The organism is Tenacibaculum maritimum NCIMB 2154 (assembly GCF_900119795.1).
In the GTDB taxonomy this organism is placed as follows: Bacteria; Bacteroidota; Bacteroidia; order Flavobacteriales; family Flavobacteriaceae; genus Polaribacter; species Polaribacter maritimus.
This window is the reverse complement of sequence record NZ_LT634361.1, coordinates 3113889-3135418: the sequence shown is the minus strand read 5'-3', so window position 1 is coordinate 3135418 and position 21530 is coordinate 3113889. Positions and strand designations below refer to the sequence as shown.

At 31.4% G+C, this 21530-nt stretch carries 23 protein-coding genes and 1 pseudogene; 3 read left to right on the top strand and 21 right to left on the bottom strand.

Annotated features, from left to right (window positions below; translation table 11 throughout):
• Positions 1-42 precede the first annotated feature (42 nt).
• The 6 genes from MARIT_RS14030 to tssD form a co-directional block, all read right to left on the bottom strand.
• On the bottom strand, positions 43-690 hold the full coding sequence (locus MARIT_RS14030) for a hypothetical protein (RefSeq protein ID WP_100211829.1): 648 nt from the start codon (positions 688-690) through the stop codon (positions 43-45).
• A 151-nt stretch (positions 691-841) separates the two neighbouring features.
• Complete coding sequence (locus tag MARIT_RS14025) at positions 842-1582, bottom strand: hypothetical protein (RefSeq protein WP_100211828.1); 741 nt, start codon at positions 1580-1582, stop codon at positions 842-844.
• Positions 1582-2448: a hypothetical protein gene (locus MARIT_RS14020; protein ID WP_100211827.1), complete on the bottom strand. Its 867-nt coding sequence runs from the start codon at positions 2446-2448 to the stop codon at positions 1582-1584. Before MARIT_RS14020 ends, MARIT_RS14025 begins: the two co-directional genes overlap by 1 nt.
• Before the next feature lie 374 nt (positions 2449-2822).
• Positions 2823-3374, bottom strand: a complete 552-nt coding sequence (locus tag MARIT_RS14015) for a hypothetical protein (RefSeq protein ID WP_100211826.1) — start codon at positions 3372-3374, stop codon at positions 2823-2825.
• Positions 3361-4917: a peptidoglycan-binding domain-containing protein gene (locus MARIT_RS14010; protein ID WP_100211825.1), complete on the bottom strand. Its 1557-nt coding sequence runs from the start codon at positions 4915-4917 to the stop codon at positions 3361-3363. Before MARIT_RS14010 ends, MARIT_RS14015 begins: the two co-directional genes overlap by 14 nt.
• 5 nt (positions 4918-4922) lie before the next feature.
• Positions 4923-5675 (bottom strand): type VI secretion system tube protein TssD, encoded by a 753-nt coding sequence (tssD, locus tag MARIT_RS14005; RefSeq protein WP_157926240.1) that lies wholly within the window; start codon positions 5673-5675, stop codon positions 4923-4925.
• A gap of 214 nt (positions 5676-5889) precedes the next feature.
• Here tssD and MARIT_RS14000 point away from each other — a divergent pair, with 214 nt between their 5' ends.
• Entirely contained in the window at positions 5890-6435 is a 546-nt protein-coding gene (locus MARIT_RS14000; protein WP_157926296.1) for a hypothetical protein, read from the top strand.
• Here the strand turns inward: MARIT_RS14000 and MARIT_RS13995 are convergent.
• The 9 genes from MARIT_RS13995 to MARIT_RS13955 all read right to left on the bottom strand — a co-directional run bounded on the left by MARIT_RS13995 (position 6415) and on the right by MARIT_RS13955 (position 13021).
• Complete coding sequence (locus tag MARIT_RS13995; protein ID WP_024741491.1) at positions 6415-7305, bottom strand: sterol desaturase family protein; 891 nt, start codon at positions 7303-7305, stop codon at positions 6415-6417. The genes MARIT_RS14000 and MARIT_RS13995 overlap by 21 nt on opposite strands.
• A gap of 69 nt (positions 7306-7374) precedes the next feature.
• Positions 7375-8370, bottom strand: a complete 996-nt coding sequence (locus MARIT_RS13990; RefSeq protein ID WP_100211823.1) for an inorganic phosphate transporter — start codon at positions 8368-8370, stop codon at positions 7375-7377.
• Positions 8371-8504: 134 nt separating this feature from the next.
• On the bottom strand, positions 8505-9473 hold the full coding sequence (arsM, locus tag MARIT_RS13985) for an arsenosugar biosynthesis arsenite methyltransferase ArsM (protein WP_100211822.1): 969 nt from the start codon (positions 9471-9473) through the stop codon (positions 8505-8507).
• Positions 9470-9898, bottom strand: coding sequence for a DoxX family membrane protein (locus tag MARIT_RS13980; protein ID WP_024741494.1), 429 nt, complete (start codon positions 9896-9898; stop codon positions 9470-9472). The genes arsM and MARIT_RS13980 overlap by 4 nt, the downstream gene beginning before the upstream one ends.
• Positions 9898-10713 carry a purine-nucleoside phosphorylase gene (locus MARIT_RS13975; protein ID WP_024741495.1) on the bottom strand — a complete coding sequence of 272 codons (816 nt, stop codon included), beginning with the start codon at positions 10711-10713 and terminating at the stop codon, positions 9898-9900. Before MARIT_RS13975 ends, MARIT_RS13980 begins: the two co-directional genes overlap by 1 nt.
• 62 nt (positions 10714-10775) lie before the next feature.
• Positions 10776-11378: a TIGR04282 family arsenosugar biosynthesis glycosyltransferase gene (locus MARIT_RS13970; RefSeq protein ID WP_024741496.1), complete on the bottom strand. Its 603-nt coding sequence runs from the start codon at positions 11376-11378 to the stop codon at positions 10776-10778.
• Entirely contained in the window at positions 11371-11868 is a 498-nt protein-coding gene (locus MARIT_RS13965) for a rhodanese-like domain-containing protein (protein ID WP_024741497.1), read from the bottom strand. The genes MARIT_RS13970 and MARIT_RS13965 overlap by 8 nt, the downstream gene beginning before the upstream one ends.
• Before the next feature lie 607 nt (positions 11869-12475).
• Positions 12476-12781, bottom strand: a complete 306-nt coding sequence (locus MARIT_RS13960; RefSeq protein WP_100211821.1) for a hypothetical protein — start codon at positions 12779-12781, stop codon at positions 12476-12478.
• A gap of 3 nt (positions 12782-12784) precedes the next feature.
• Positions 12785-13021: a hypothetical protein gene (locus MARIT_RS13955; RefSeq protein ID WP_100211820.1), complete on the bottom strand. Its 237-nt coding sequence runs from the start codon at positions 13019-13021 to the stop codon at positions 12785-12787.
• Between the two features lie 83 nt (positions 13022-13104).
• On the opposite strand from MARIT_RS13955, the pseudogene MARIT_RS13950 reads away from it, so the two are divergent.
• A pseudogene (locus tag MARIT_RS13950) lies at positions 13105-13239 on the top strand (IS982 family transposase); the annotation flags it as partial.
• Between the two features lie 108 nt (positions 13240-13347).
• Here MARIT_RS13950 and MARIT_RS13945 read toward each other — a convergent pair.
• On the bottom strand, positions 13348-13551 hold the full coding sequence (locus MARIT_RS13945) for a SymE family type I addiction module toxin (RefSeq protein WP_100211819.1): 204 nt from the start codon (positions 13549-13551) through the stop codon (positions 13348-13350).
• A gap of 95 nt (positions 13552-13646) precedes the next feature.
• On the opposite strand from MARIT_RS13945, the gene MARIT_RS13940 reads away from it, so the two are divergent.
• Complete coding sequence (locus MARIT_RS13940) at positions 13647-13862, top strand: helix-turn-helix domain-containing protein (RefSeq protein ID WP_100211818.1); 216 nt, start codon at positions 13647-13649, stop codon at positions 13860-13862.
• Here the strand turns inward: MARIT_RS13940 and MARIT_RS13935 are convergent.
• From MARIT_RS13935 to MARIT_RS13915, 5 genes are all read right to left on the bottom strand, one after another.
• Positions 13859-14692 (bottom strand): metallophosphoesterase family protein, encoded by an 834-nt coding sequence (locus tag MARIT_RS13935; RefSeq protein ID WP_100212050.1) that lies wholly within the window; start codon positions 14690-14692, stop codon positions 13859-13861. The two genes, MARIT_RS13940 and MARIT_RS13935, sit on opposite strands and share 4 nt — an antisense overlap.
• Positions 14677-16011 carry an SLC5/6 family protein gene (locus MARIT_RS13930; protein WP_100211817.1) on the bottom strand — a complete coding sequence of 445 codons (1335 nt, stop codon included), beginning with the start codon at positions 16009-16011 and terminating at the stop codon, positions 14677-14679. The genes MARIT_RS13935 and MARIT_RS13930 overlap by 16 nt, the downstream gene beginning before the upstream one ends.
• A gap of 3 nt (positions 16012-16014) precedes the next feature.
• Positions 16015-17457, bottom strand: coding sequence for a SusD/RagB family nutrient-binding outer membrane lipoprotein (locus tag MARIT_RS13925; RefSeq protein ID WP_100211816.1), 1443 nt, complete (start codon positions 17455-17457; stop codon positions 16015-16017).
• A gap of 9 nt (positions 17458-17466) precedes the next feature.
• Positions 17467-20679: a SusC/RagA family TonB-linked outer membrane protein gene (locus MARIT_RS13920; RefSeq protein ID WP_100211815.1), complete on the bottom strand. Its 3213-nt coding sequence runs from the start codon at positions 20677-20679 to the stop codon at positions 17467-17469.
• Between the two features lie 159 nt (positions 20680-20838).
• Positions 20839-21525 carry a DUF2064 domain-containing protein gene (locus MARIT_RS13915; RefSeq protein WP_100211814.1) on the bottom strand — a complete coding sequence of 229 codons (687 nt, stop codon included), beginning with the start codon at positions 21523-21525 and terminating at the stop codon, positions 20839-20841.
• Between the last annotated feature and the right edge of the window lie 5 nt (positions 21526-21530).

Genomic DNA, 21530 nt, shown 5'->3' with positions numbered 1-21530 from the left:
TTATCTTAAATTTATCAAAAGATAAAAGTTTATATTGTGAAATTAGGTCGTGAGCCTTAGCCATATATGTATATATATATATATGTTCATTTTTTCATCTATATAAAACATTTTTTCATTTCGAAGAAACATAGCTCCTAAATATGTACCCTTATAATTTTGAGTAAAATACTCCGTTATATTTAAAATTTCTAAATGTGATAATACTTTTTTATCTTTAGTTTTTACAGTTACCAAATATCCTCTTTCAGTTTCATCGCTATCTTCTTTATAAACTTTCCCTGACAAATCTCTTGCTTTTGTTTTGACAAAATAAAGTTGATAAACTTCATTAGAAAACAACAAACCATAAGAAGAATTTACTTTGTTTTTTTCTATATAGTTTATTAAAACATTATTAGGTAAATAAAATGTTTTTTTTTCTTCAAAAGAGTTAAAATTTATTTTATCTGATTTCGAGCTTAGTTTTTTTAACTCAAAATATCCAAAGCCTTTAAAATAATCTTCTTCAAACCAATCAACCTTAGAATAGTCGTGCTGGGTTATTAATTTATTTCCAAAAGGTAAATTATTAACATCTTCTTGATGAAATTCTTTTAAATGAATACCCTCTTTTAAAGGTTCTTTTCTTTTGTGTTTTTTACATGAAACAATAAGAATAATTAAAGTTAAAAAGATTAATTTTTTCATTGTTTATAATTGGGTTTAAAATTACCTGAATGTAAATGATCGTTATGATATTTATCCTTTGTACCATGAGTGTAATTCATATTACCCCCTACATAATGAGTTTTAAAACCAAAGTCCCACAAAGCGTTTATAAAAGCTTGTTCTTCTAAATTTAATCGAAGACCTTAATCGTTGGTTTTCTGATAATAATAATTCCATCTTTACGAATCATCATTTCTCTTTTTACAAAAGTACTTTCGTCTTCCAAAGAATTATAACTGTAACTCGTAATCTTCTCTGAGCTTAAAACAAAACATTCATGATATGAAACATCTTCTAACCCTATGCCTGATGTAATTAACCTCTTTCTATCAATCAATTTTTCTTTAACATTATCATACGTTAAAATATCCATATTATACCCTATAGTATTTAATTCATCCGTATTACTTTTTTGAATGATTTTATTAAATAAAATTAATAAGTCAATATTATAAAAACTCGATTGTACCTTTTTGTACAAGTAATTCTCTGAAAAATAAATTTCATTTACATCGTCATCTTTATTCTCTAATAGAAAATAATAATATGAAGGTTGATAGTTTTTAGTATCTGCATTAACAATATTAATTGAAGTTGTATATAATAACTTTTCCTCTTTGAAATCTAATACTTTTAGTGAATCAAGACTAAAATTAATGTAGTTGTTAATTCGATTTATTGTTTTTTGATTTAACACAAGATCTTCACTACAGAATTCTGTTAGTTTTTTTCTTTTGACGCTCTTTATCAAGCCCTTAAATTTATTTGTTTTTTGTTTAATTGCAGTACTCGGGCTATTTAATTTATTCTCTTTATTTGTTTTACAAGCAACTATAAAAAGAATAGATATGAATAAAAAAATATGTTTCATTATACTTTATATTTTATTTTTAAACCTTGAATATGAAGATGGTCTTTATGATGTTTATCTGTTTTACAATGATTTAAATCTTTGCTTTCACTTGTTTTATTAGATAGATTTTTAGAATTGACTCCCCATCCAAACTTATTTAATGCATCTAAAAATTTATTTTGCCTTACAATATCTAATTTTTCACTATCAACGTAAATAACTGGAATTTTATTTCCTTTGGAATCCTTATCTATTTTCGCTTTTTTCTTATCTTTTCTCAAGTATTTAAAATCCATATTAAACCCATTAAAATGCGAAACACTATAAGCCCCTGTACCAACAGAACCATTACAAACAATATCTTTGTAATTAACTTCTACTAGTGCACCAATAACGGTTGCGAATGCTTCTGGATTAAAATATTCTCTAGAAGTGTTTTCATATAATTCGAAATCTATATTTTTAGAGTCTGAATATCTGAATACTTTAGGAGAGCCGCTAAAAGGGGTTATCAAAATATTCTTTTTATTACCATCCTTTTTATAATAACGAGTTTTACTTCCAATAGTTATAGTTTTCCATTCCCCACCTTCCTTTGTTTTCCATTTATGCTTTGTCCCGTAAGACCATTTTTGAACCTCAATAATATCAAATGTTCCTAAATTATGTTTACCACCATTTTTATCATGATATACATAGCTAACTTCTTTTAAACCTTTAAAATCCAATTTACTTATTTCTCCTGTATGGTAAATATTCAGAATATTATCTACCTTCAACTCAAACCAATTCCCTTCACCATAATACCAAAGGTTAGGGCGATTATCAAAAACCTCTTCATATTTTACCTCAAACCAATTTTGATTAGCGGGCTCGGTATCCATAGCTAAGTATAATTGAATGTTATTTTCTTCGGCTTTGTTTAAGGCGTCTTTGTATTGTTTGTTTTCTTGTTTGTTTGTAGATTGTAAGGTGATTTTAGCAATGGCATGATCTTTAAAATCAACTGCATTGAGCGCATTACTTTTACCTTATTGAGATAAAATGGTTAATGATATATACTTCGCTTTTTTTCTGTCTTTTTCGCTAATAAATTTTAGATACAAAATATTTTGATCTTTCCAAAAAAAGCTTTCTAGATAGGTATCTGAAAAAAAATGATATGGTTTAAAATATACTTTTTGCAATTACTTCCTAAAGTTTGCTTTTATTTCGGAAGCAATAAAGAAAACATATAATAATAATTTATCAGTTATATTTATTTAACTATTATTTTTCCAAGATCGTTAATTTTATACATTGTTTTTAGAGTATCTTGTTTAATAATTTTGTTTGTTTCTAGATTTTCGACAACTGAGACTTTAAAGACATTTAAGTCTAAAGTTTTTTTATAAAGATGATAATTAGAATACTCATATTTTTCCATATTACCGTCAGGTGCCGTGTTATAATAAACTAATAGTTTAGAAAGCTCTTCATTTTTATTATTCAATGTTATTATATATTCATCATAATTGCCTAATTCGTAATATGAAAATAGGACGATTACGGTAAAAACGTCATTTTTAAAAATTGTTTTGTATTCATTCTCTGAATAGTGATTTTCTAATTTAATTTTTATTTTTTTAATATTTATAGGATTCGCATCATCATTATTAATATCATAATAAGAGAGTTTGTCTTGTAAAAGTTGTTCTTTTTTTATTGTATTGTCCTCAATAGACTCTTTGATTTTTTTTTCCTCTACTCCTTTACAGCTTATTAAAAGAGTTAATAGTATGCTAAAAGTAAAATGATTAAATGATTTCATTTGTAATGTTTTTTTTTGTTTTTATAAAAAATTTATCCTTGAGATATTTTAGATCGAAAGTACGAACATCAATATGAACCCATGTAGTGGCTATAAATTCTTTCCCTATTCTATCTTTACTACTGGGTTCTAAAGAAAAGATATTACTTTTATTCCAACGTAATTTAGCACCTGACTTTTCTTTTAAAATTTTTCTTACTTTGTCACAATTACTTTCAGAAGATTTACTATCGTTTGTTTTGTAGAAATGTAAATCCAATGCCTTTCCCATGTGATTTGTCGATTTTCTTTTGTGATTCTTATTATCCTTATGACATCTATAACCTGACGATATTTTTCCAAATTTTAAATTATAACTAGAATAATCATCGTATTCAAGATAAAATTTAACTGCTTTTAATGTCCAAAGCAAAGTTCTATGAATACCTGGGTACTCATACTTTCTTCTTTTTTCTAAAATACTTGAAGACTGTTTTTGCTCTGGGTACAATCCTTTTCCGTAACCTTCACAAGTTCCACAAGGGCATTTTGTTTTATCAAAAGATATGCTATATTTATTCCCAAATTCTTTTATTGATTTGATCGTTTTGCTATCTACAACTCCCGTAGGATCTATATCCATGTAATCTTTTTGAAACTGCTTTACAGTTTTTTCAGTTCTTTTAGTAAACTTTTTATCTGGAACATTACCTCCAAAACCAGCCAATCTAATGTTTATTTCTTGAACTTCATCTCCCTCGTCTCCTTTTTGATATATTTTAGTTCTTACCAACTCAAACCAATTCCCTTCACCATAATACCAAAGGTTAGGGCGATTATCAAAAACCTCTTCATATTTTACCTCAAACCAATTTTGATTAGCGGGCTCGGCATCCATAGCTATATAAAAAGGACTGGTTTTTCCTTCGGCTTTGTTTAAGGCGTCTTTGTATTGTTTGTTTTCTTGTTGGTCTGTAGATTGTAAGGTGATTTTAGCAATGGCATGATCTTTAAAATCAGCTGCATTGAGCGCATTACTTTTTTGGGAAAACTCACCAACAACCGCCTTAAAAGCAAACACTTTTTTATTATTTTGAGTTACATATATCGGTTCTTTCGTTGTTGTTAGTGCATCGGTATCTCCTCCTTGTTTTAGGTTTAAAGTTATTTCTCTATCTGGCATATATTGTGTTTGTATAACAATATATACCTCCTCTCCTAATTGCGCACTGGTTCGTTTGGTAAATTTAATACTTTCCTTTACCAAAGCAATGTCTATACAGTCGCCTTTAGTATAATTGCTTTTACTTAATGCTGCTACAACCTGTTCTAAGCTTGTTTGTTGTTTATTAATGAGTTTTCCTTGTAGGTTTTTATAAATTATTTTGGCTATTTTACGTTTTCTTTTTTTAGTTCCCGTGTTATTATTTCCCTTAAAAGTATAAGAAATAGCCTCTGTTGTTTTTTCGGTACTTACAATTTCTTTTTTAGCAAAATAAGCCGTTTTTACCGTTTGTACTTTTATATCGAGGGAGTTGCTAGGGCGTACTATTAAATTTTTCATAGTGTTTAATTTGTTAAAATTTCTCTATCTTCTTCTTGCTGTGCGACTACTTTTAGCTTTATTTTATGTGTATTGGCGGTAATATGAAAGTTTTTAATACAATCATCTTCAATTCGTTCACCATTATATATAAAATCTTTGGTATGATTGCTAAGGTCAATAGTTATGATTTGTCCTATTAAATTTTGAGTGCTTACTACTGCATATATTTCCTCTCCTGTAGTGGGGTTGGCTTGTGTATTACCTTCTAAGTCCGTATAAAAACACTTCATTCGAGGCCTCGTATCCTCCATGCTTTGAGGTTTGTATTCGTGCCTAGGAGTCCAAGACTCATTCCAAGATTTAATTAATGGAGGTAGGTTTTTAAAATATTGTATAGCAGCAGAAAGGGTTAGCTCAGTAATCATTCCCCTTTGTACATCAAAGTACTCCTTATAATAAATAGGCAAGCAATCAACTAACTTATATTTAAAAAGGATTTGCCCATCAAAATCGTCTTGATAAAATACCACTTCGGCATTTTTTAAAGTATATAGATTATAAGGATACGCAATCGTTTTATCCTCCATTCTATGTGTAAACATCCATTTTAAAATATGATCTTCCTCTCCTTTGGGTGTAAAAAAAACAGTAACATACCCGCCAAGAGTTTCAGTAGCTGGTCTTCCTGTTTTTCGAGTATAGCGCTCGTATTCTACCAATACATGTTGTAGTATTCTTTCTACATTTCCAATATATAATTTAGCAACAATAGGCATTCTTTTACTTTTTAATAACAGTTTTTCTTCTTCAAATGTATTTAAAAAAACAATAAAAAACAAAAATCTAAAAATAAAAATACAAAGGCTAGTATGTTTTAAATGAGCGGCTTTTGATTCATAGCGTATAACTACGTATTCTTATACAAGTACAATTACGTAGCACCAAAAACAAAGTAACAATGTTCTTTATTTTATTTGTTTTTTGTTTTTTTTGAAAAAGATTAAACACACCTCTTTTAGTTGTACAAACTATTGGAAGGGGTATAAAAATCTTGTACAAGAAATTGAGTTAAAAAGTTGTACAAACTATTGGAGGAGGTATAAAAAGTTTGTACAAGAAATTGAGTTAAAAAGTTGTACAAACTATTGGAGGAGGTATAAAAAGTTTGTACAAGAAATAGAGTTAAAAAGTTGTACAAACTATTGGAGGAGGTATAAAAAGTTTGTACAAGAAATAGAGTTAAAAAGTTGTACAAACTATTGGAAGGGGTATAAAAAGTTTGTACAAGAAATAGAGTTAAAAAGTTGTACAAACTATTGGAAGAGGTATAAAAAGTTTGTACAAGAAATAGAGTTAAAAAGTTGTACAAACTATTGGAAGGGGTATAAAAAGTTTGTACAAGAAATAGAGTTAAAAAGTTGTACAAACTATTGGAAGAGGTATAAGAATCTTGTACAAGAAATTGAGGTAAAAAGTTGTACAAGTTTGTTAGGGTGGGGTAACATTGAAAAGTATCTAAAAGTCCTTTTTACCTAGTGGATATATTTCTTGATGTATAAAATCTTTAGGAAAGCTAGCATCGTTTTCAAAACCTAGTGCTATGTCTTTTCCATTATAAGGAATGTAATTTGTTTTAAATAGGTAATCCCAGATGCTTAATGTGATTCCAAAATTAACTCCTTTTTCTCTATCTTTAGGTAGCTCTTTTGCATGATGCCAAATGTGCATTTTAGGGTTATTTAGTAGGTATTTTAAAACCCCATAATCCCATCCAACATTGGCATGATTTAAGTGTCCTATAAAGATGTTAAAGAAATGAACAATAGCAACATCTTCTGCATTAAATCCGCCTATAATTGCTAAAGGAATGTACTTCATCGAATTATAAATGACGGGTTCCATCCAATGATACCGTAAGTGAGCAGCAAAGCCCATTTCTTTTACAGAGTGATGTACTTTATGAAAGTTCCATAAAAAATCATACTTATGTAGTAGGGTATGAGTGTACCATTGTACAAAATCTATGAGGATAAAAAAGATTAAAATTTTTATCAGGTAAGGAAGGGAATTCAATTCAAATAATTGAAAGTGGCTTATAGAAAGTCCTATGGTATGGAGTAGGTCATTAAAAAGTTCCGCTGCTGTATTGGATAAGGCAATTAGAACAATAAGGTTTAGTAAAAAGAAATTAAAGAACATATAAAAGGTATCCAACCAAAAATCTTTTCTAAATAAGGCTTGGTTTTTACGCCAAGGGAATAGTATTTCTAAGCACCAAACAACGAGTGATATTAGTATGAGTCCATAAAAATAGTTTTCCCAATTCAATTCAAATAAAACAGACTGTTTGAGGTAATTCCAATAGTTAGCATAGGAATTACGTATGATATTAAGATACTTTTCCATAAGTATTGGAGGTATTTATTTCCTTATAAAAATAAGGAAATAAATACAGTAAAAAGATATTTTATAAAATTAAGCAACTACTTGTAATACTTTAAAAATAACAGCGCTCATAATTGCAGCAATAGGTAGTGTGAGTACCCAAGATAAAATAATTTTTCCAATTACTTTATAATCTGCTTTTTTTGTAGCAGTTCCAATTCCAAACAAAGAGCCAACAGAAACGTGTGTTGTAGAAACAGGCAATCCATGAACACTAGCGGTAGTTACCAATAAACCAGTAACTATGTTGGCAGTAAAGCCTTGTCCGGAATTCATTTTGGTAATTTTTTTACTCATTGTTTCTCCTACCTTTTTAGCGTTTAAAAGTCCACCAAGTGACATGATAACGGCTACGGAAATCATACTCCATTTGATGTCAATGGTATTGATAATAATTAGTAAACCTACAATTTTGGGCGTATCGTTTAAGCCTCTAGCAAAACTTACAATACCAGCACTAAGGTAATGCAAGCGATCAAGTATTTTAGGAGCACTAATACCAAATAAAGTAGGGTTTTTTGTATGTAAGCTGGGAATTTGTTTTTTTATAAACTTAAATAATAGATAGGCCAATAAACTTAAAATAGCAGCCATTAACGGACTAACAACCAACGGCATTAAAAATGTATTTCCTAACTTTCCGAAATTAAAATCAGATCCAACAGCCATAACACCAGCACCGAATAACCCTCCTACTAAACCATGAGTAGTAGAAATTGGCATGCCTATTTTAGTGGCAGCAAAAACAGTAAGTGCAGCTCCTAAGGCAATAGCAATAGCAAAGTTGGGTGTTTGTATAAGTTCATTAGGAACCAGTCCTTTTCCTGAAAAGTTTTTAACGAGTTCTTTGGCTAAAAAAATGGCGGCTACAGAACCAGAAAAAGTGGTAATAGTAGCCCAATTTATAGCTTTTTTATAGTTGGTGATACCAGCACCAAATAAGGTAGCTACACCTTTAAAATTGTCATTTGCACCATTACTGTAAGCTAAAAAGCAAGCAGCAATGAAAAGAAGTAATAAGATCATTAAATAAGATTTTTGTATTTCGGTTTTGACGCAGTAAGTTGTTAGAGCTTACTTCATGAATAGGGAAAAAATGAGTTTTAACAAAAAAACCTTTCCAAGTTAACTTAGAAAGGTTTTAGTATGCTTGTTTATTATTAGCAGCATCCGCCACCATCATAATGAAAAGTAGCTGGTGAAATGAAGATGTCATCTCTACCTAAATCTTTTAATGCATCCGCAGTTTTATCGCAGATAGCTAATGGTTGATTTTTTAATAAAGTATGGCCTTTTCCATCATCAAAAAAGTCTTCGTCTCCATAATAAATAGCAGCTTTTCCAGTAAAAATACAAGGGCCATCTTTAGGCATAGGATCTTTAATAGCAGCTACTTCAATAGATTCTATATAAATTAACTCATCAGTAGGATAATTTTTAGGGTCTAATATTCGATATGGCTTTCTAGCTCTAATTTCAATAGTTCCAAAACCAGCATCCGTCAATGCTTTTACATATTCAGCAATAGGTAAGCTACCACTCAAACATAAAGCTCGCAAACGTTCATCATTTCTAAGCTCCTCATTCATTTCTTGCTCGCAGGTAGGGTCACTCATTACTAAGCGGCCGTGTGGCTTTAGTACGCGGTACATTTCAGCAATTGCTTTTTTTAAATCGTCAGATTTAAAAATATTGAACAAACAGTTTTGAGCAGCTACATCAATAGAATTGTCTGCTACTGGTAGGTTCATTGCATCTCCTTTGCGTAAATCTACAAACTCACTTTTAAACCAGTCGTTTTGTGCTTCGGCAGCAATAAAGTTTTTACGGGAAGCCTCTAGCATTTCGTCAACAACATCTAAGCCAATGACACCTCCTTTAGTTCTATTAAAATATGAAAATTGTAATAATTCCATTCCCCCTCCAACACCAACATATAGCATTTTAGGATTATTGGTTAAATCGCGTGCATGAACTGTAGAACCACATCCGTAGTTCATTTCTTGCATAATTCGTGGAATTTTTAATCCAGGTAGTTCCCAAATAGGATTTGTAGTACAGCATAAGCCAACATCAGGTGTTAGTGCAGCTTCTTTATATACATTATGTGTGGTTTCTAAGTAACTCATATTTGTTTTTTTGATTTAGTATAAAGGCGGTTGTCTATAGAAAAAAAGTCTAATTCTGTAGGTAATAATAACAAACTTACTAATAAAATGGTTCTATACATTACGTGTGATAAATCCCATACGGGTTCTTTTAATCCATGACCAATAGTTACAATCACTAAAACACTTGCTAGTGCGTATAGAGCCATATCTCTTTTAAAGCCTATAATTAGTAAAAAGCCCGCTACTAACTCTATGATTGAAGTATAGTAGGCGGTAAATAGCAATAAAAAATCAGGGAGTATTTCTCTGTAGCTTGCTAAGAAAAAATTTGTATAAACATTGTATAGTCCAAATTTAAAAACTTTTCCAAAGCCTTGAAAAAAGAAGATGAATCCAAGAATTAATCGAATGATAGTTACTGCTATTTGTTTGTTTTTTTGCATTAAATAATTTTTATCAATTCTTTAAATAAGGTAATCATTTTAGGTTCTGCTTTTCCAGCAATTTCTATGATTTCTTGGATATTTACTGGTTGCAAATTTTTAGGATCGCATTCGTCTGTTAGTACTGATATTGCTGCGCAAGGTAAGTTTAAATGTTTGGCTACAATTACTTCAGGTACGGTACTCATTCCAACGGCATCTACTTCTAAAATTTGCAACATTCTATATTCTGCTCTTGTTTCTAATTGAGGTCCTACAACACTGGCGTAAACTCCCTCTTTCAAATCTATGTCGTGATCAGCAGCAATGCCTTTCAATTGTGCGTTTATTTTTTTAGAGTAAGGAGCTAGCATATCGGCAAATAGCTCTCCAAAGTTTCCAGCACCTTTAAAAGCTAAGGGAGATCCTCCTTGCAGGTTTATGTGGTCTTCTATGAGCATTAAGGTGCCTTTTTTATACTGTAGATTAACGGCTCCAGCAGCATTGGATACTAGTAATGTTGTAATGCCTAGTTGGTGCATGGTACGTACTCCATAGGTTACTTCCCATAAGTTATAGCCCTCGTATAAATGGAATCTTCCAGACATAACGAGTACTTTTTTGCCTGATAGGGTACCATAAATTAATTTACCTGAATGGAATTCTACAGTTGCTTGTGGGAAGTGAGGAATTTCAGAATAAGGGATTTCTTGCTCTATTTCAATTTCTTGAACGAGTTGTCCAAGACCTGTTCCTAGAATAATTCCGATACTCGGTTTGGTTATTCCTTTGGCTACTAAGTAGTTTTTGGTTTCTTGTAATTGTTGTTGTTTCATTATATTGTTTACCTTTTGTTTTATGTAAGGTATTTGCTATTATTTGTTGATTGTAATTGTTGTTATTTCAAAAATTGATAAAATGCAGGGTGGTCTTCAATATCTTCAATAAGATCTACATCATTTAATGGTTCTAGCAAATGTACGTTTACTTTTTCTAGATCTTTTAAAGTATCTTTTCTTACAGATGAGGTACCCCAGTTTTTATTTTTAAAAATAGAAGGTATTAGTTTTTTCATACCAAGAAGGTAATAGCCTCCGTCTTTTGCAGGGCCTATGACCACCTCATTCGAATTTAATTTATCAAAGGCTTCATGGATATGATTAGGGGTTAAATCGTATAAGTCGCTACCAATGATAAGGACTTTTTCATAGTTGTTTTCAAAGGCTTCTTGAAAGGCGTTGTGCATTCTAATGCCTAAATCTTCTCCTTTTTGAAGTTTTTTTTGATAGTTTTTTTCCTCCCAAATATCATGGTTTCTTACTTGTACGGAATAATATACGGCTTTGTCGCAATTGAGGTTTTGTGTAACTTTTTTGGTTTTATCGAGCAAAAACTTGTAAATTGTTAAAGCGGTTTCATTTCCAACGGCTTTTGCTAAGCGTGTTTTTACTTTTCCTAGTTCAGGATTTCGTGTAAAAATTAATAATAGGTTTTTATTCATATATTTTGTTTCCTTTTAAAAGCCATTTGCTCCATTTTTTATTGAAGGTGTGGACGTTGTTTGTAGGGTTGTTTTTAGAGTTGACTATGGTTTTTCCTTTGTTTTTCCATTCGAAAATTCCTCCGTATAAATTGAAGATGTTTGTATATCCTTTTGCTTTTAGTTGTTCGGCAATATCTTCCGATCGGATTCCTAAGGAGCAATAAACAACAATTTTAGCGTTTTTATCTGCGGGAAGCTGCTGTATTGTTTGTTGTATGTTAAATAAATTGTATCCTACGGGAATTGCATTGGGTAAATGACTGGTGTCGAATTCTTTTGGTTCTCTTGCGTCTAGGAGTATGACGTTGTTAGAAATTGTGTGTAAGCTATCTACAGAAATATAAGGAATGCTTTCATTATTTAGCTTCTTTAATAATTTCGATAAGTCTTTTTGTCCGCATATAGAGAAGCTTGTTGCAAGGCATAAGAGCGTAATTAGTTTTTTCATGATTTGATGTTATGTATCATTCAAAAAATTAAAATGTGTTTATTGAAGTGGTTGCAACTTTTTCTGATGCCTACAAATCAAAACAAAAAGTTGCAATCACTTTATTGATATAAATTTACGAATAATCTTTTTCTTTTAAGGAATTTAAAATTTTGTTTGGTTTGACAAAGGGTATTGGTTTGTTTGTCGTTGAAAAGTGAAATGATAACAACATGATGCTTTGTTTTTTGTGAAAATAAATCTTTTTTACTGTGGTTTTAAATTATAGGGGGTATGGTATAGGGTTGAATTATCGGTTTTATAAATTGGAATGCTTTGATATTTAATTGGGTAGGTGATTTTATGGATTGGTGTTTTGGAATATGAACTTGATTAAGTTTATTGTGAGTATGAAAAATAAAAATAGCTTTTTGATATAATCAATTATATGCACGATATTGGTGTGAGTATGGGGTTTTTTAAATTGTGGGTATGTTAGGTATTATGATTGTTGTTAGTGATTTTTGAAGTGTTTTAATGCCTCTCTTTTAGGTGTGTTTTCAGACCTCACACTAATAAATAAAAAATCAATGATTTCTTAACCATTGATTTTTAATATTCTCTGTACTTATTTTAGTAGCTTTTTTAAGGACTTAGGATTCATTCTATTATTAAAAAAGGTAACTAGATATATTTTATTATTTACTCTATCTTCTTGATAAAAAAGAGAAACATTTTTATGAACTATTCCTTTTCGAATTCCTATTTTATCATTTGCAAATGGATGAGTAACTTGTTTGTTTTTGATTTTTTCTAATAATTGATTGGTCAAATTATTAAAGTTTTTCATCTCCTTCTTTGTCCATCTTTTTTTAAGATTTTCAAGAACCTCTATATAGGTAAGTCTAGCCGATCTGGTCCAAATGATTTCCATTTATTAAATATCGTAAGCTTGGTGGATCTCTTTCATTACTTGTTCATGAGTATAGGTGTTTTCTTTCTCAATATCTTTAAGTCCAGCTTCAATCAATAACTTTTCTGTTTCTGAAATATCATCAGCCCAATCAGAAATTGAAGCTTCATTTTTGATGTTCTTCAGTTTGGATATTATTGACGCATCTTTTAAATGAATCAACCATTCTATTAATTTGTATTTTTCGGATTGAATATCCATATATAAACTCTTTGTTATTAATACAAAGATAACGTTTTTTGATTTTGTTTGTTCCGAGCTCTTCTTAGAAATTTGGCAACTTACAAAACTATGCAAAATCTTTTGAAGGGTTTAAAACTCGAATACTATCAAAAATAACAGCTTTAACAACTACACAATATATAAACAAATTTATTTTTGATAGAAATATCAATAATATTAAAATCAGTATTGTTTAAAATGCACAACGGGTTAGTGATATCAAATGATGATATTTATTGCATAAGAATTGTTAAAAATAGGTATCAAATTGAAATTACTAATTTTTACTAATAATAAAAGGGAGGTTATTTTTGAAAAGTGTTTTTTTTCTTATTAACCGTTATTATTAGTTTTCTCTTTTTTTGATCTATTTTTATAAGATCTCCTTCTTTAAATCCGAGTTGTTTAAGCCATAGACCTTCAAGTCTAATTTCTGGTACAAAATAATCATTTCCCCATTTACGATATCGGAACTTGCTGTATATCTTTAAAAACCTACACTTTTTCATTTGTCATTTATTTATATGACAAATATAATATTTTTATATCGCTTGTCAAATTATTATATGACGGATTTATAATATAATTCATTGACATTTGTTTGGTGAATAAAGAACAGCTTAAAAAGAAAGTAGGCCAACGTGTTATTGCGTTAAGAAGTCGAAAAGGGTGGAGTCAATCTGATTTGGCTAGAGCCTGTAATAAAGATAGGCAAGCACTCGAAAAGTTAGAGAATGGAAGGGTCAACCCTACTATTTATTCGCTTTTGGAAATCGCAAAGGCTTTAGAGGTTTCTTTAAAAGAATTGGTAGATTTTTAATCTATTAATGGTATTCTTTTTCCTTGTAATGCTGATTCCTTAGGGGGAAGAATTTCTGTATTATCCCAAATTCCTGTAACTAATGTTTGAGCGTATTCTTTAGGAAGTCCATGCGTTTGCATTAATTTGCTAGCAAGATTAAAATCGTATTCCAATTTTTTGTAGCTAACTTTTAAGGCATTTTCTGTATCTTCTATGATGGCATACCAAACATCAGGGCTTCCATCATTGGCAGGCATACCAATTACTCCAGGGTTGATCCAATGCCGTTCTTTTTGTTGCTCATAGAAAGGGAGCCCGCAGTGCCCTGCAATAATGATATCAGCGTTTGTTTCTGAGAAATTAAGTGATTTTTTAGACCAATCAGTAGATTTAAAAATGAATTCAGAAGTATTGAAAAAAGATCCATGTACTACGGTAGCTTTTCTAGTTCCTATTTGGAAAGTAATATGGTGTGGAAGTGTTTTTAAATAGTGCAACGAGTTATTGGTGAGTTTGGTTTTTGCAAATGGATACCATAGTTTAGAAAAACCATCGCAACGAGATCCTTCTGTAAAATCGCAACCACAATCTTCGGCATCATCAATTAGTTGTATTTCTACATTTCCTAGAATACTTTTTGCATTCCATTTTTTTAAAAGTTGGATAGTTTCTTCGGGTTGTGCGCAGTAGCCCACAATGTCTCCTGTAGCAATACAATTTGTAGGAGGTATCTGCAATTGTTCTGCTATCGCTTTTAATGCGGTTAGTGCTTGGAAATTGCTATAAGCCCCACCAAAGAGGAGTATTTTTCCATGTAATTTTCCTAAATTTTCTATTTTTTTATCCATGTTGGAATCATATAAATAATTAAACAACTTAAAACGCCCCAGATATTTACCCAAAGTAAATCGGCATATTTTCCTTTGGTAAAAATAAGTTCGTTAGGAAATGCCCCAAAAACAAGTAAAATACCAAATAGGAGTCCGCATAAAACACTTAGGTAAAAACTTTCTTTAGGAGCTTTTGATTTCCAGAATACAAAAACGGGGGTCAATCCAATAACCATAGTACCTGAAATAGTAGTTGCAGATAAAATTTCAGCATTCAAGAAAACAGGAATAGTGCCTAAAATGGCAATAAAGAGCATGGAAGCCCTTCCAAAAGAAATGGTTTTTCCCAATCTTAAATCGATAGCGGTTAATTTAGAGAAAGAAGAAAAAGTAGAATCTAATGTTGATGCGGCAGAAGTTATCATGATAAAGTTGATAATAAGCAGTACTATAATACCAAATGCTTTGCCAACTTCAAAAGCGGCATCACCCTGTAGGTTATTTACTTTTGCATATACTCCAATAATACTAAAAAGAATAATGCAAAGACCTCCTAGTAAGCTGGCTAAAAGAAAGCTTTTCAAAGTAACTTTTGGAGAGCTTATAAAAGCCCTATCAGTTAATACAGGATCATGAAAGGGGTAGCTAAAAGATTGAATAATAGCTGCAAACAACAAATTAAGTCCGAATTCAAAACTCCATACACTTGAGGTGTTCACCTCTTGCATCGTGAGGTTTTCGGATGAAAAAATATTCCAAAGAATAACCATTAACAAAATGGCAAATAAAATCATTTGTATGGTGTCTGTAAATATAGAGCTGCTTAGCCCTCCTTTTATAGCATAGGCTAGGGTGAGTATCGTAAATACTACGATTGCAGTGAAGTAGGGGGTGGAATTAGAGGGGCCAAAATAGGTGCCAATAACCATGGTATTACTCCAAACTTCATTGAATAGTCGAATAGCAATTAATACAGAAAAAAGAACCATTGCATATGTTCCAAATTTTGAAGTTAAAAATTGGTGAATGCTTTGATAACCGCCTTTAGTTCTTAATTGGTAAATTAAAATACCAGCTATTGCAAAAGAAAGATAGTATCCTGCATAAGCAATGCCTCCTAAAATGCCAAATTTTGCCCCGAGATTAGCAGCATTAGTAATGCTTTTAGCAAAAATCCATGAGATAATTAAGCTTCCTGTAAGTACTATGGTACTAGGTGCTTTATTTTTAGTAATGGCATTGTAAAACTGCTTTGTTGAGGTTGCTAATGGCGATAAAAAGAAGAATACCAAGCTCGTTATAATAACTAGCAACCATTGCCAATAAATTGTTTCCATATTTTAATTATCCCACCAAACGGGTACGTTTATACTGTTGTTATTGGTTGCTTGTGCAGCAATAGTGTAATTTTTTTTATTCAATGCTTCTTCTTCAGGAGGGTATGGCATTCTAATAGGAATTAAGTTATTGTTTAAACTTGCAGCAATAGGTTTTAAGTTAGGAAATCCAGTACGTCTATATTCAATCCAGCTTTCATAGCCATTAATAACACTTGAAATCCATTTTTGAGTAGCAATTTGTTCTAAAGGAGTTGTTCCAATAGCGTTATAAGAAGCGTTTTCATTTAAGTAATTAGCAGGTAATTCAGTGTTCCAATATTCAAAAGCTAAAGTAACTCCTGTTTCATATAGTTTTTTAGCATCTGCTATGATCAATCCTTTTTCAGCGGCTTCTGCTAGCAATAAAGAAGTTTCCCAAGCAGTTAAAAAGTTAGCGTCTAAAGTAGCGGTATCTTCTCTAAAAATAGTGCCTGCTAAGGAGTAATCAGCTAGGGCAATAGAAGTATTTGAAGCATCAATCCCATTAATAAGTCCATTAAATTCATTTGAAGTAGCATTGGCATATGGTCTGAATAAAGTAGCAAGCCTAGTATCATTTAAACGATTCATGATTTCTTCCATTGTTTCAGACAGTACGAAATTGTTAAAATCGCCTACCCTTAATTGAGCGAGTCTAAAACTGTTTGGAGCGCTATTGGTAAAGTCGAATACTGCATTTTGGGTATTGACTTTTATGTAATTGCCTTCATTGTATAGCTTTTGTAAGTCGTTTTTGACATTTACTTTACTAGAAATACGAATGAGCGCTTTGATTTTTAATGAGTTTGCAAATTGTATCCATGATTGCAGGTTTCCACGATATAAAATATCGCCTTCTAAAGGAGTGATGCCCTTGTAGTTTTTTAATGCAGTAATAGCATTGTCAAGATTGTCAAGAATACCATTCGGATCTAAGTAAATACGTTGCTGTTGGTCATAAGTAGGGGTTACCACTCCTTCTGTACCTTTAAAGGCGTCAAAATAAGGAACATCTCCAAATAAATCAGTAAGCCCCATTGCCATATATGCTTTTAAAATTAAAGCAGGTCCTTTATAAACAAGATTTGCTGTAGAGGTATTGGCTTGTTTTAGAATGATTTCGTTATCTCTTAAATTTTTATAGAAGATAGCCCAAGGATTGCCGCCTAATTGTGGCGATTTTAAAGCGTGCCTGTCAAAAAGATTAAAATCTAATGCAGTTCTGTGTTGCGCTAATAAATCGCCAGCAACAAATCCTTCATAACTCATGTTTTCTCCAAAATTGTAAATGACTTGCCGTAATAAAAAGCTAGGTTGCACATTTACAGGATTGTTGGTATTGGTGTTTATTTCTTGAAAATCTTTAGTGCAGCTTGATAGTAAAATAAGTACTAAAAAGAGTATGTAATTATTGTTGTTTTTCATGATTTCTTTTTAAAAATTTAAACCTATTTTAAACCCGATACTTCTTGTAGTAGCATAGCTCATATCTTCCACTCCATTGATGAAGCTATTTCCTTGAACCGCTAATTGCTCTGGATCTAAGTGAGGTATTTCAGCAATAGAAAAAAGGTTTCTTCCGATAAGAGAGAGGGTTAAATCACCTCCGTTTTTAAGACCAAAACGATCGTTTTTTAAATTGAAGCTGTGACTTAGAGCGAATTGTCTTAGTTTTAAGAAAGAAGCGTCATAAGTATTATTTTCTTCGTGATTTCTATCGTAAAACTGACGGTAATAACTTTCTGCTGAAATGGCTTTTGTATTGGGTTTGTATATAGGGTTGTTTGCTGTTCCTGTATTTACAACTCCTTGCGCAATAATACCAGCGTCTGGTCGGTACGAAGTTTCGGCTAATTGACCACCTACATTTCCTAAGGCACTCGTTCTTGAAACTAATTTACCTCCTTGTTTCCAGTCAAAAAGGAAATTTAAATTCCAGTTTTTATAAGTAAGATCGGTATTCCATCCTAAGGTGAAATCTGGATTGTAATTTCCTAATTTTTTTAAGGTATTGTCAGCAATATATCTTCCATTGGAGTCAATGATAAAGTCGCCATTTTCATTTTTTAAATAACCTGTACCATAAAAATCACCAATTCGTCCTCCTTCTTCTACTTGAAACCAAACAGTTTGATTAGCGCTATCGTAAATTCTACTATATGCCAATGTAATACGGCCATTAGCCTGAGGTAGGTTTTGAATAATAGCGCGATTTGTAGCGAAGTTAAAAGAAGTATTCCATTTAAAGTTTTTGTTTTTAATTGGTGTACTATTGATTATAATTTCCAATCCGCTCGTATTTATTTCTCCGCCATTTACAACTTGATGATTGTATCCAGAAGAAACCGCAATAGGTAGTGAGATGATCTGATCTGTTGTATTCGAATTGTAGTACGTGAAATCAACTCCTAACCTGTCATTAAAAAAACGGATATCCGCTCCAAATTCATAAGATGTTGTACTTTCTGGTTTTAAATTAGGATTTGGAATAAAATTTTGATTGCTAAACGTTGGTTGGCCATTGACAGGGGTTTGAGAAATAAAAGCACCTGATGTTTGGTAGGGGCTAGTATCATTACCTACTTGGGCAATACTAGCTCTTATTTTAGCAAAAGAAATAGCTTTAGGAAGTTGAAGGGTGTTCGATAAAATAAAACTAGAAGAGATGGAAGGGTAAAAGAAAGAGGTGCCATCTACAGAAAAAGGAGTAGCCAGTGCACTCGACCAATCATTTCTTCCTGTGATGTCTAAAAATAAAACGTCTTTATATCCTAGTTTAGCGATTCCATATAGAGAATTGATTCTTTTTTTGCTACTAAATTGAAAAATATCAATAGGAGAAGCAGCATTGTTTAGATTAAAAATGCCAGGTTGTGCTAAATTGACAGTTTGCGATTGTTTTGTTGAGGCTGTTTGATTTAGGCGATTTCCACCAAAAGAAATATCTAAAGAAAAATTAGCAAATGTATTTTGGTAATTAATCAAGAAATCAGTATTAACTTCTCTATAAGAAACAGTATGCTCTGCATATCCGCCATTTTTAAAACGATTGCTACTGAAAGAACGGCGCAATTGTCTTATTTCACTACTATAATCCATTCCAGATCTGAAAGAAATACTTAATTGATCAGATAATTGATGCTTGACTTGAATATTTCCGAAAATTCGATCGCGTTCAAAAGAATTTCGATTTTCATGTAAGATAAAATAAGGATTATCAAAAAAAGTATAATTAAAAGAGTACTGTTGAATATTTTCTAAACCAGGTTGCCAATAGTTTTTCAAGTTATTAATGTTAAGAGAACGAGGACCCCAGGCAACTAATGAATAATTTACATTTTCACTACCGTATCCATTAGCAGGTCTGTTATCACTATTAGAATTTGCATAACTAATAAAACTCGAAACAGTTGTTTTGTTATGAAGGTTAAAGTTTAGTTTAGTAGCAACAGTTTGTCTGTTTAAGTTTACTCCAGGAATGATTGATTCACTTCTTAAGTCTGTAAAAGACAATCTGTAATTTCCTGTTTCAAATCCATTAGCAATAGCAATATTATTAATAGAGGTAATTCCTGTTTTATAAAAGTCTTTTAAATTGTTTGGGTTAGACTTGAATTCCGTAGGGGTAATATTAGCTCCGCTATATAGTGAAGTATCTCCGCCTCTTACGATTGTTCCGTCAGGTAGTAAAACAGGGCTGTCAAACTGAGGAATTAAAATTCCAGCATCCAATTTTGGACCCCATGAATAAGTGATGTTGTCATTGATTCCTCCTCCGAGTCCATCTGTATAGGTGAATTGACCAGAATTACCTTGTCCGTATTCATTTTGAAATTTAGGAAGTTTAAAAGCAGTATCAATAAACAATGAGGAGTTGATACTTACTTGAGGTTCTTTGGAGGTTTTACCTCCTTTGGTTTTAATAACAATTACACCGTTGGAAGCTCTTGTACCGTATAAAGCTGCGGCACTAGGGCCTTTTAATATGCTTACAGATGCAATATCATCAGGATTTACTTCCATGGCGCCATTACCAAAATCAATTTCTTGAAATCCCGCAGCGGCTTCGTTGGTAAAGTTAAAAACAGTTTCGTTATTGATAGGAGTTCCATCAACCACAAAAAGAGGATTATTATTTGAGAAAGAAGATTCACCTCGAATTGTTATTTTAGAAGAAGAGCCTACTCCAGTAGCTCCTTGGGTGATGGAAACTCCAGCTATTTTTCCTGATAAATTATCTAGGAAATTGACAGATTTAACGCTGTTTACGTCTTCAGATTTTAAAGATTGAATAGCGTATCCTAATTTTTTAGCAGCTCTTTGAACTCCCAATGCCGTGATTACCACTTCTTCTAAGTTTTCAGTGTCTTCAATAAGAGTAACATTCATGACAGTACTATTATTAAGTGCTATTTTTTGAGTAGCATATCCAATAAAAGAAAAAATTAATTCTTTTGTTTTTGGAGGAACAGTAATGCGATAGGTTCCATTTTCATCAGAGACAGTCCCGTTTGTTTTGGAGCTAGTTATGGTAACAAAAGGGAGGGGTGCTCCATCAGTGTTACTGGTTATTTTACCTGTTATGGTAGTTTGAGAGTATATATTATTAGCAAGTAATAATAATATAAAAGCATGCAGTGGCTTCATATATTGTTATTGTATGAATTAATTAAATGATAAGGTGAATTTTAAATGAGTTACGTTTGGAATTAGTGTACAATAAAAAATACCTGTTTATTTTCTTTTGTTAGTGAAAAGAAAGGAAAAATGTATTTTTAGTACAGTAATTTTAATTCGTAAATGCTGTTAGGCGAATAAAGGAGACCCTTTATTATAAAAAAAGGTAGAGAAGCAAGTTGTTTTTGATTCTGTAATGAGGGGAGTTATTTTCTTTTCAAAAAGAAAGATTGATCTAAGTATAGATCTTAAATAATTGGAAATAAAAGCATATTTATTCAGAAATAGTTTAGCATCTTTAATATGATCAATATCTGCTAATGCTTTTAAATAAGAAATTTTTGTGGTAGTGTTTTTTAATAAAAGCGTTAAGGAGCTTAGCAATTGATTGGTTTGCCAAGGAAGTGCTAAAAAGCGAGCTTCATCAAAGTGCTCTTTTTGAATTCCTATTAAATAGAAACCGCCATCTGTTGAAGGACCTATAATTGTATTGTTTTTAGGGGTATTTATTTGACAAATTGTGTGTAGTAAATCACTGGTTTTTAATTGAGGAGTGTCATTTCCTATGGTTATTACAGCGTTGTACCCTAATTTAAAAACGGTTTTTATAGCATTCACATAACGCTCTCCAAAAGAAATTCCCTTTTGATTTTTTTCAGTAAATAAAAAATAAGGAATGCCTGTTTTTTGAACGGTTTGTAATGTTTGTTTATTGAGTATGTCAAATACAGCAGCCGACTTATGAAATGGTTTTGATATGGCTTCATAAGTAGCAGAATTTGCAAAAATTAAGATTGCTGTTTTTGAATTTGTCATGATGG

Bases quoted from the DNA above. Each gene is read 5' to 3' on its own strand.
- MARIT_RS14030 (WP_100211829.1), bottom strand. From the start codon at position 690: ATGAAAAAATTAATCTTTTTAACTTTAATTATTCTTATTGTTTCATGT.
- MARIT_RS14025 (WP_100211828.1), bottom strand. From the start codon at position 1,582: ATGAAACATATTTTTTTATTCATATCTATTCTTTTTATAGTTGCTTGT.
- MARIT_RS14020 (WP_100211827.1), bottom strand. From the start codon at position 2,448: ATGGATACCGAGCCCGCTAATCAAAATTGGTTTGAGGTAAAATATGAA.
- MARIT_RS14015 (WP_100211826.1), bottom strand. From the start codon at position 3,374: ATGAAATCATTTAATCATTTTACTTTTAGCATACTATTAACTCTTTTA.
- MARIT_RS14010 (WP_100211825.1), bottom strand. From the start codon at position 4,917: ATGAAAAATTTAATAGTACGCCCTAGCAACTCCCTCGATATAAAAGTA.
- tssD (WP_157926240.1), bottom strand. From the start codon at position 5,675: ATGCCTATTGTTGCTAAATTATATATTGGAAATGTAGAAAGAATACTA.
- MARIT_RS13995 (WP_024741491.1), bottom strand. From the start codon at position 7,305: ATGGAAAAGTATCTTAATATCATACGTAATTCCTATGCTAACTATTGG.
- MARIT_RS13990 (WP_100211823.1), bottom strand. From the start codon at position 8,370: ATGATCTTATTACTTCTTTTCATTGCTGCTTGCTTTTTAGCTTACAGT.
- arsM (WP_100211822.1), bottom strand. From the start codon at position 9,473: ATGAGTTACTTAGAAACCACACATAATGTATATAAAGAAGCTGCACTA.
- MARIT_RS13980 (WP_024741494.1), bottom strand. From the start codon at position 9,898: ATGCAAAAAAACAAACAAATAGCAGTAACTATCATTCGATTAATTCTT.
- MARIT_RS13975 (WP_024741495.1), bottom strand. From the start codon at position 10,713: ATGAAACAACAACAATTACAAGAAACCAAAAACTACTTAGTAGCCAAA.
- MARIT_RS13970 (WP_024741496.1), bottom strand. From the start codon at position 11,378: ATGAATAAAAACCTATTATTAATTTTTACACGAAATCCTGAACTAGGA.
- MARIT_RS13965 (WP_024741497.1), bottom strand. From the start codon at position 11,868: ATGAAAAAACTAATTACGCTCTTATGCCTTGCAACAAGCTTCTCTATA.
- MARIT_RS13960 (WP_100211821.1), bottom strand. From the start codon at position 12,781: ATGGAAATCATTTGGACCAGATCGGCTAGACTTACCTATATAGAGGTT.
- MARIT_RS13955 (WP_100211820.1), bottom strand. From the start codon at position 13,021: ATGGATATTCAATCCGAAAAATACAAATTAATAGAATGGTTGATTCAT.
- MARIT_RS13945 (WP_100211819.1), bottom strand. From the start codon at position 13,551: ATGAAAAAGTGTAGGTTTTTAAAGATATACAGCAAGTTCCGATATCGT.
- MARIT_RS13935 (WP_100212050.1), bottom strand. From the start codon at position 14,692: ATGGATAAAAAAATAGAAAATTTAGGAAAATTACATGGAAAAATACTC.
- MARIT_RS13930 (WP_100211817.1), bottom strand. From the start codon at position 16,011: ATGGAAACAATTTATTGGCAATGGTTGCTAGTTATTATAACGAGCTTG.
- MARIT_RS13925 (WP_100211816.1), bottom strand. From the start codon at position 17,457: ATGAAAAACAACAATAATTACATACTCTTTTTAGTACTTATTTTACTA.
- MARIT_RS13920 (WP_100211815.1), bottom strand. From the start codon at position 20,679: ATGAAGCCACTGCATGCTTTTATATTATTATTACTTGCTAATAATATA.
- MARIT_RS13915 (WP_100211814.1), bottom strand. From the start codon at position 21,525: ATGACAAATTCAAAAACAGCAATCTTAATTTTTGCAAATTCTGCTACT.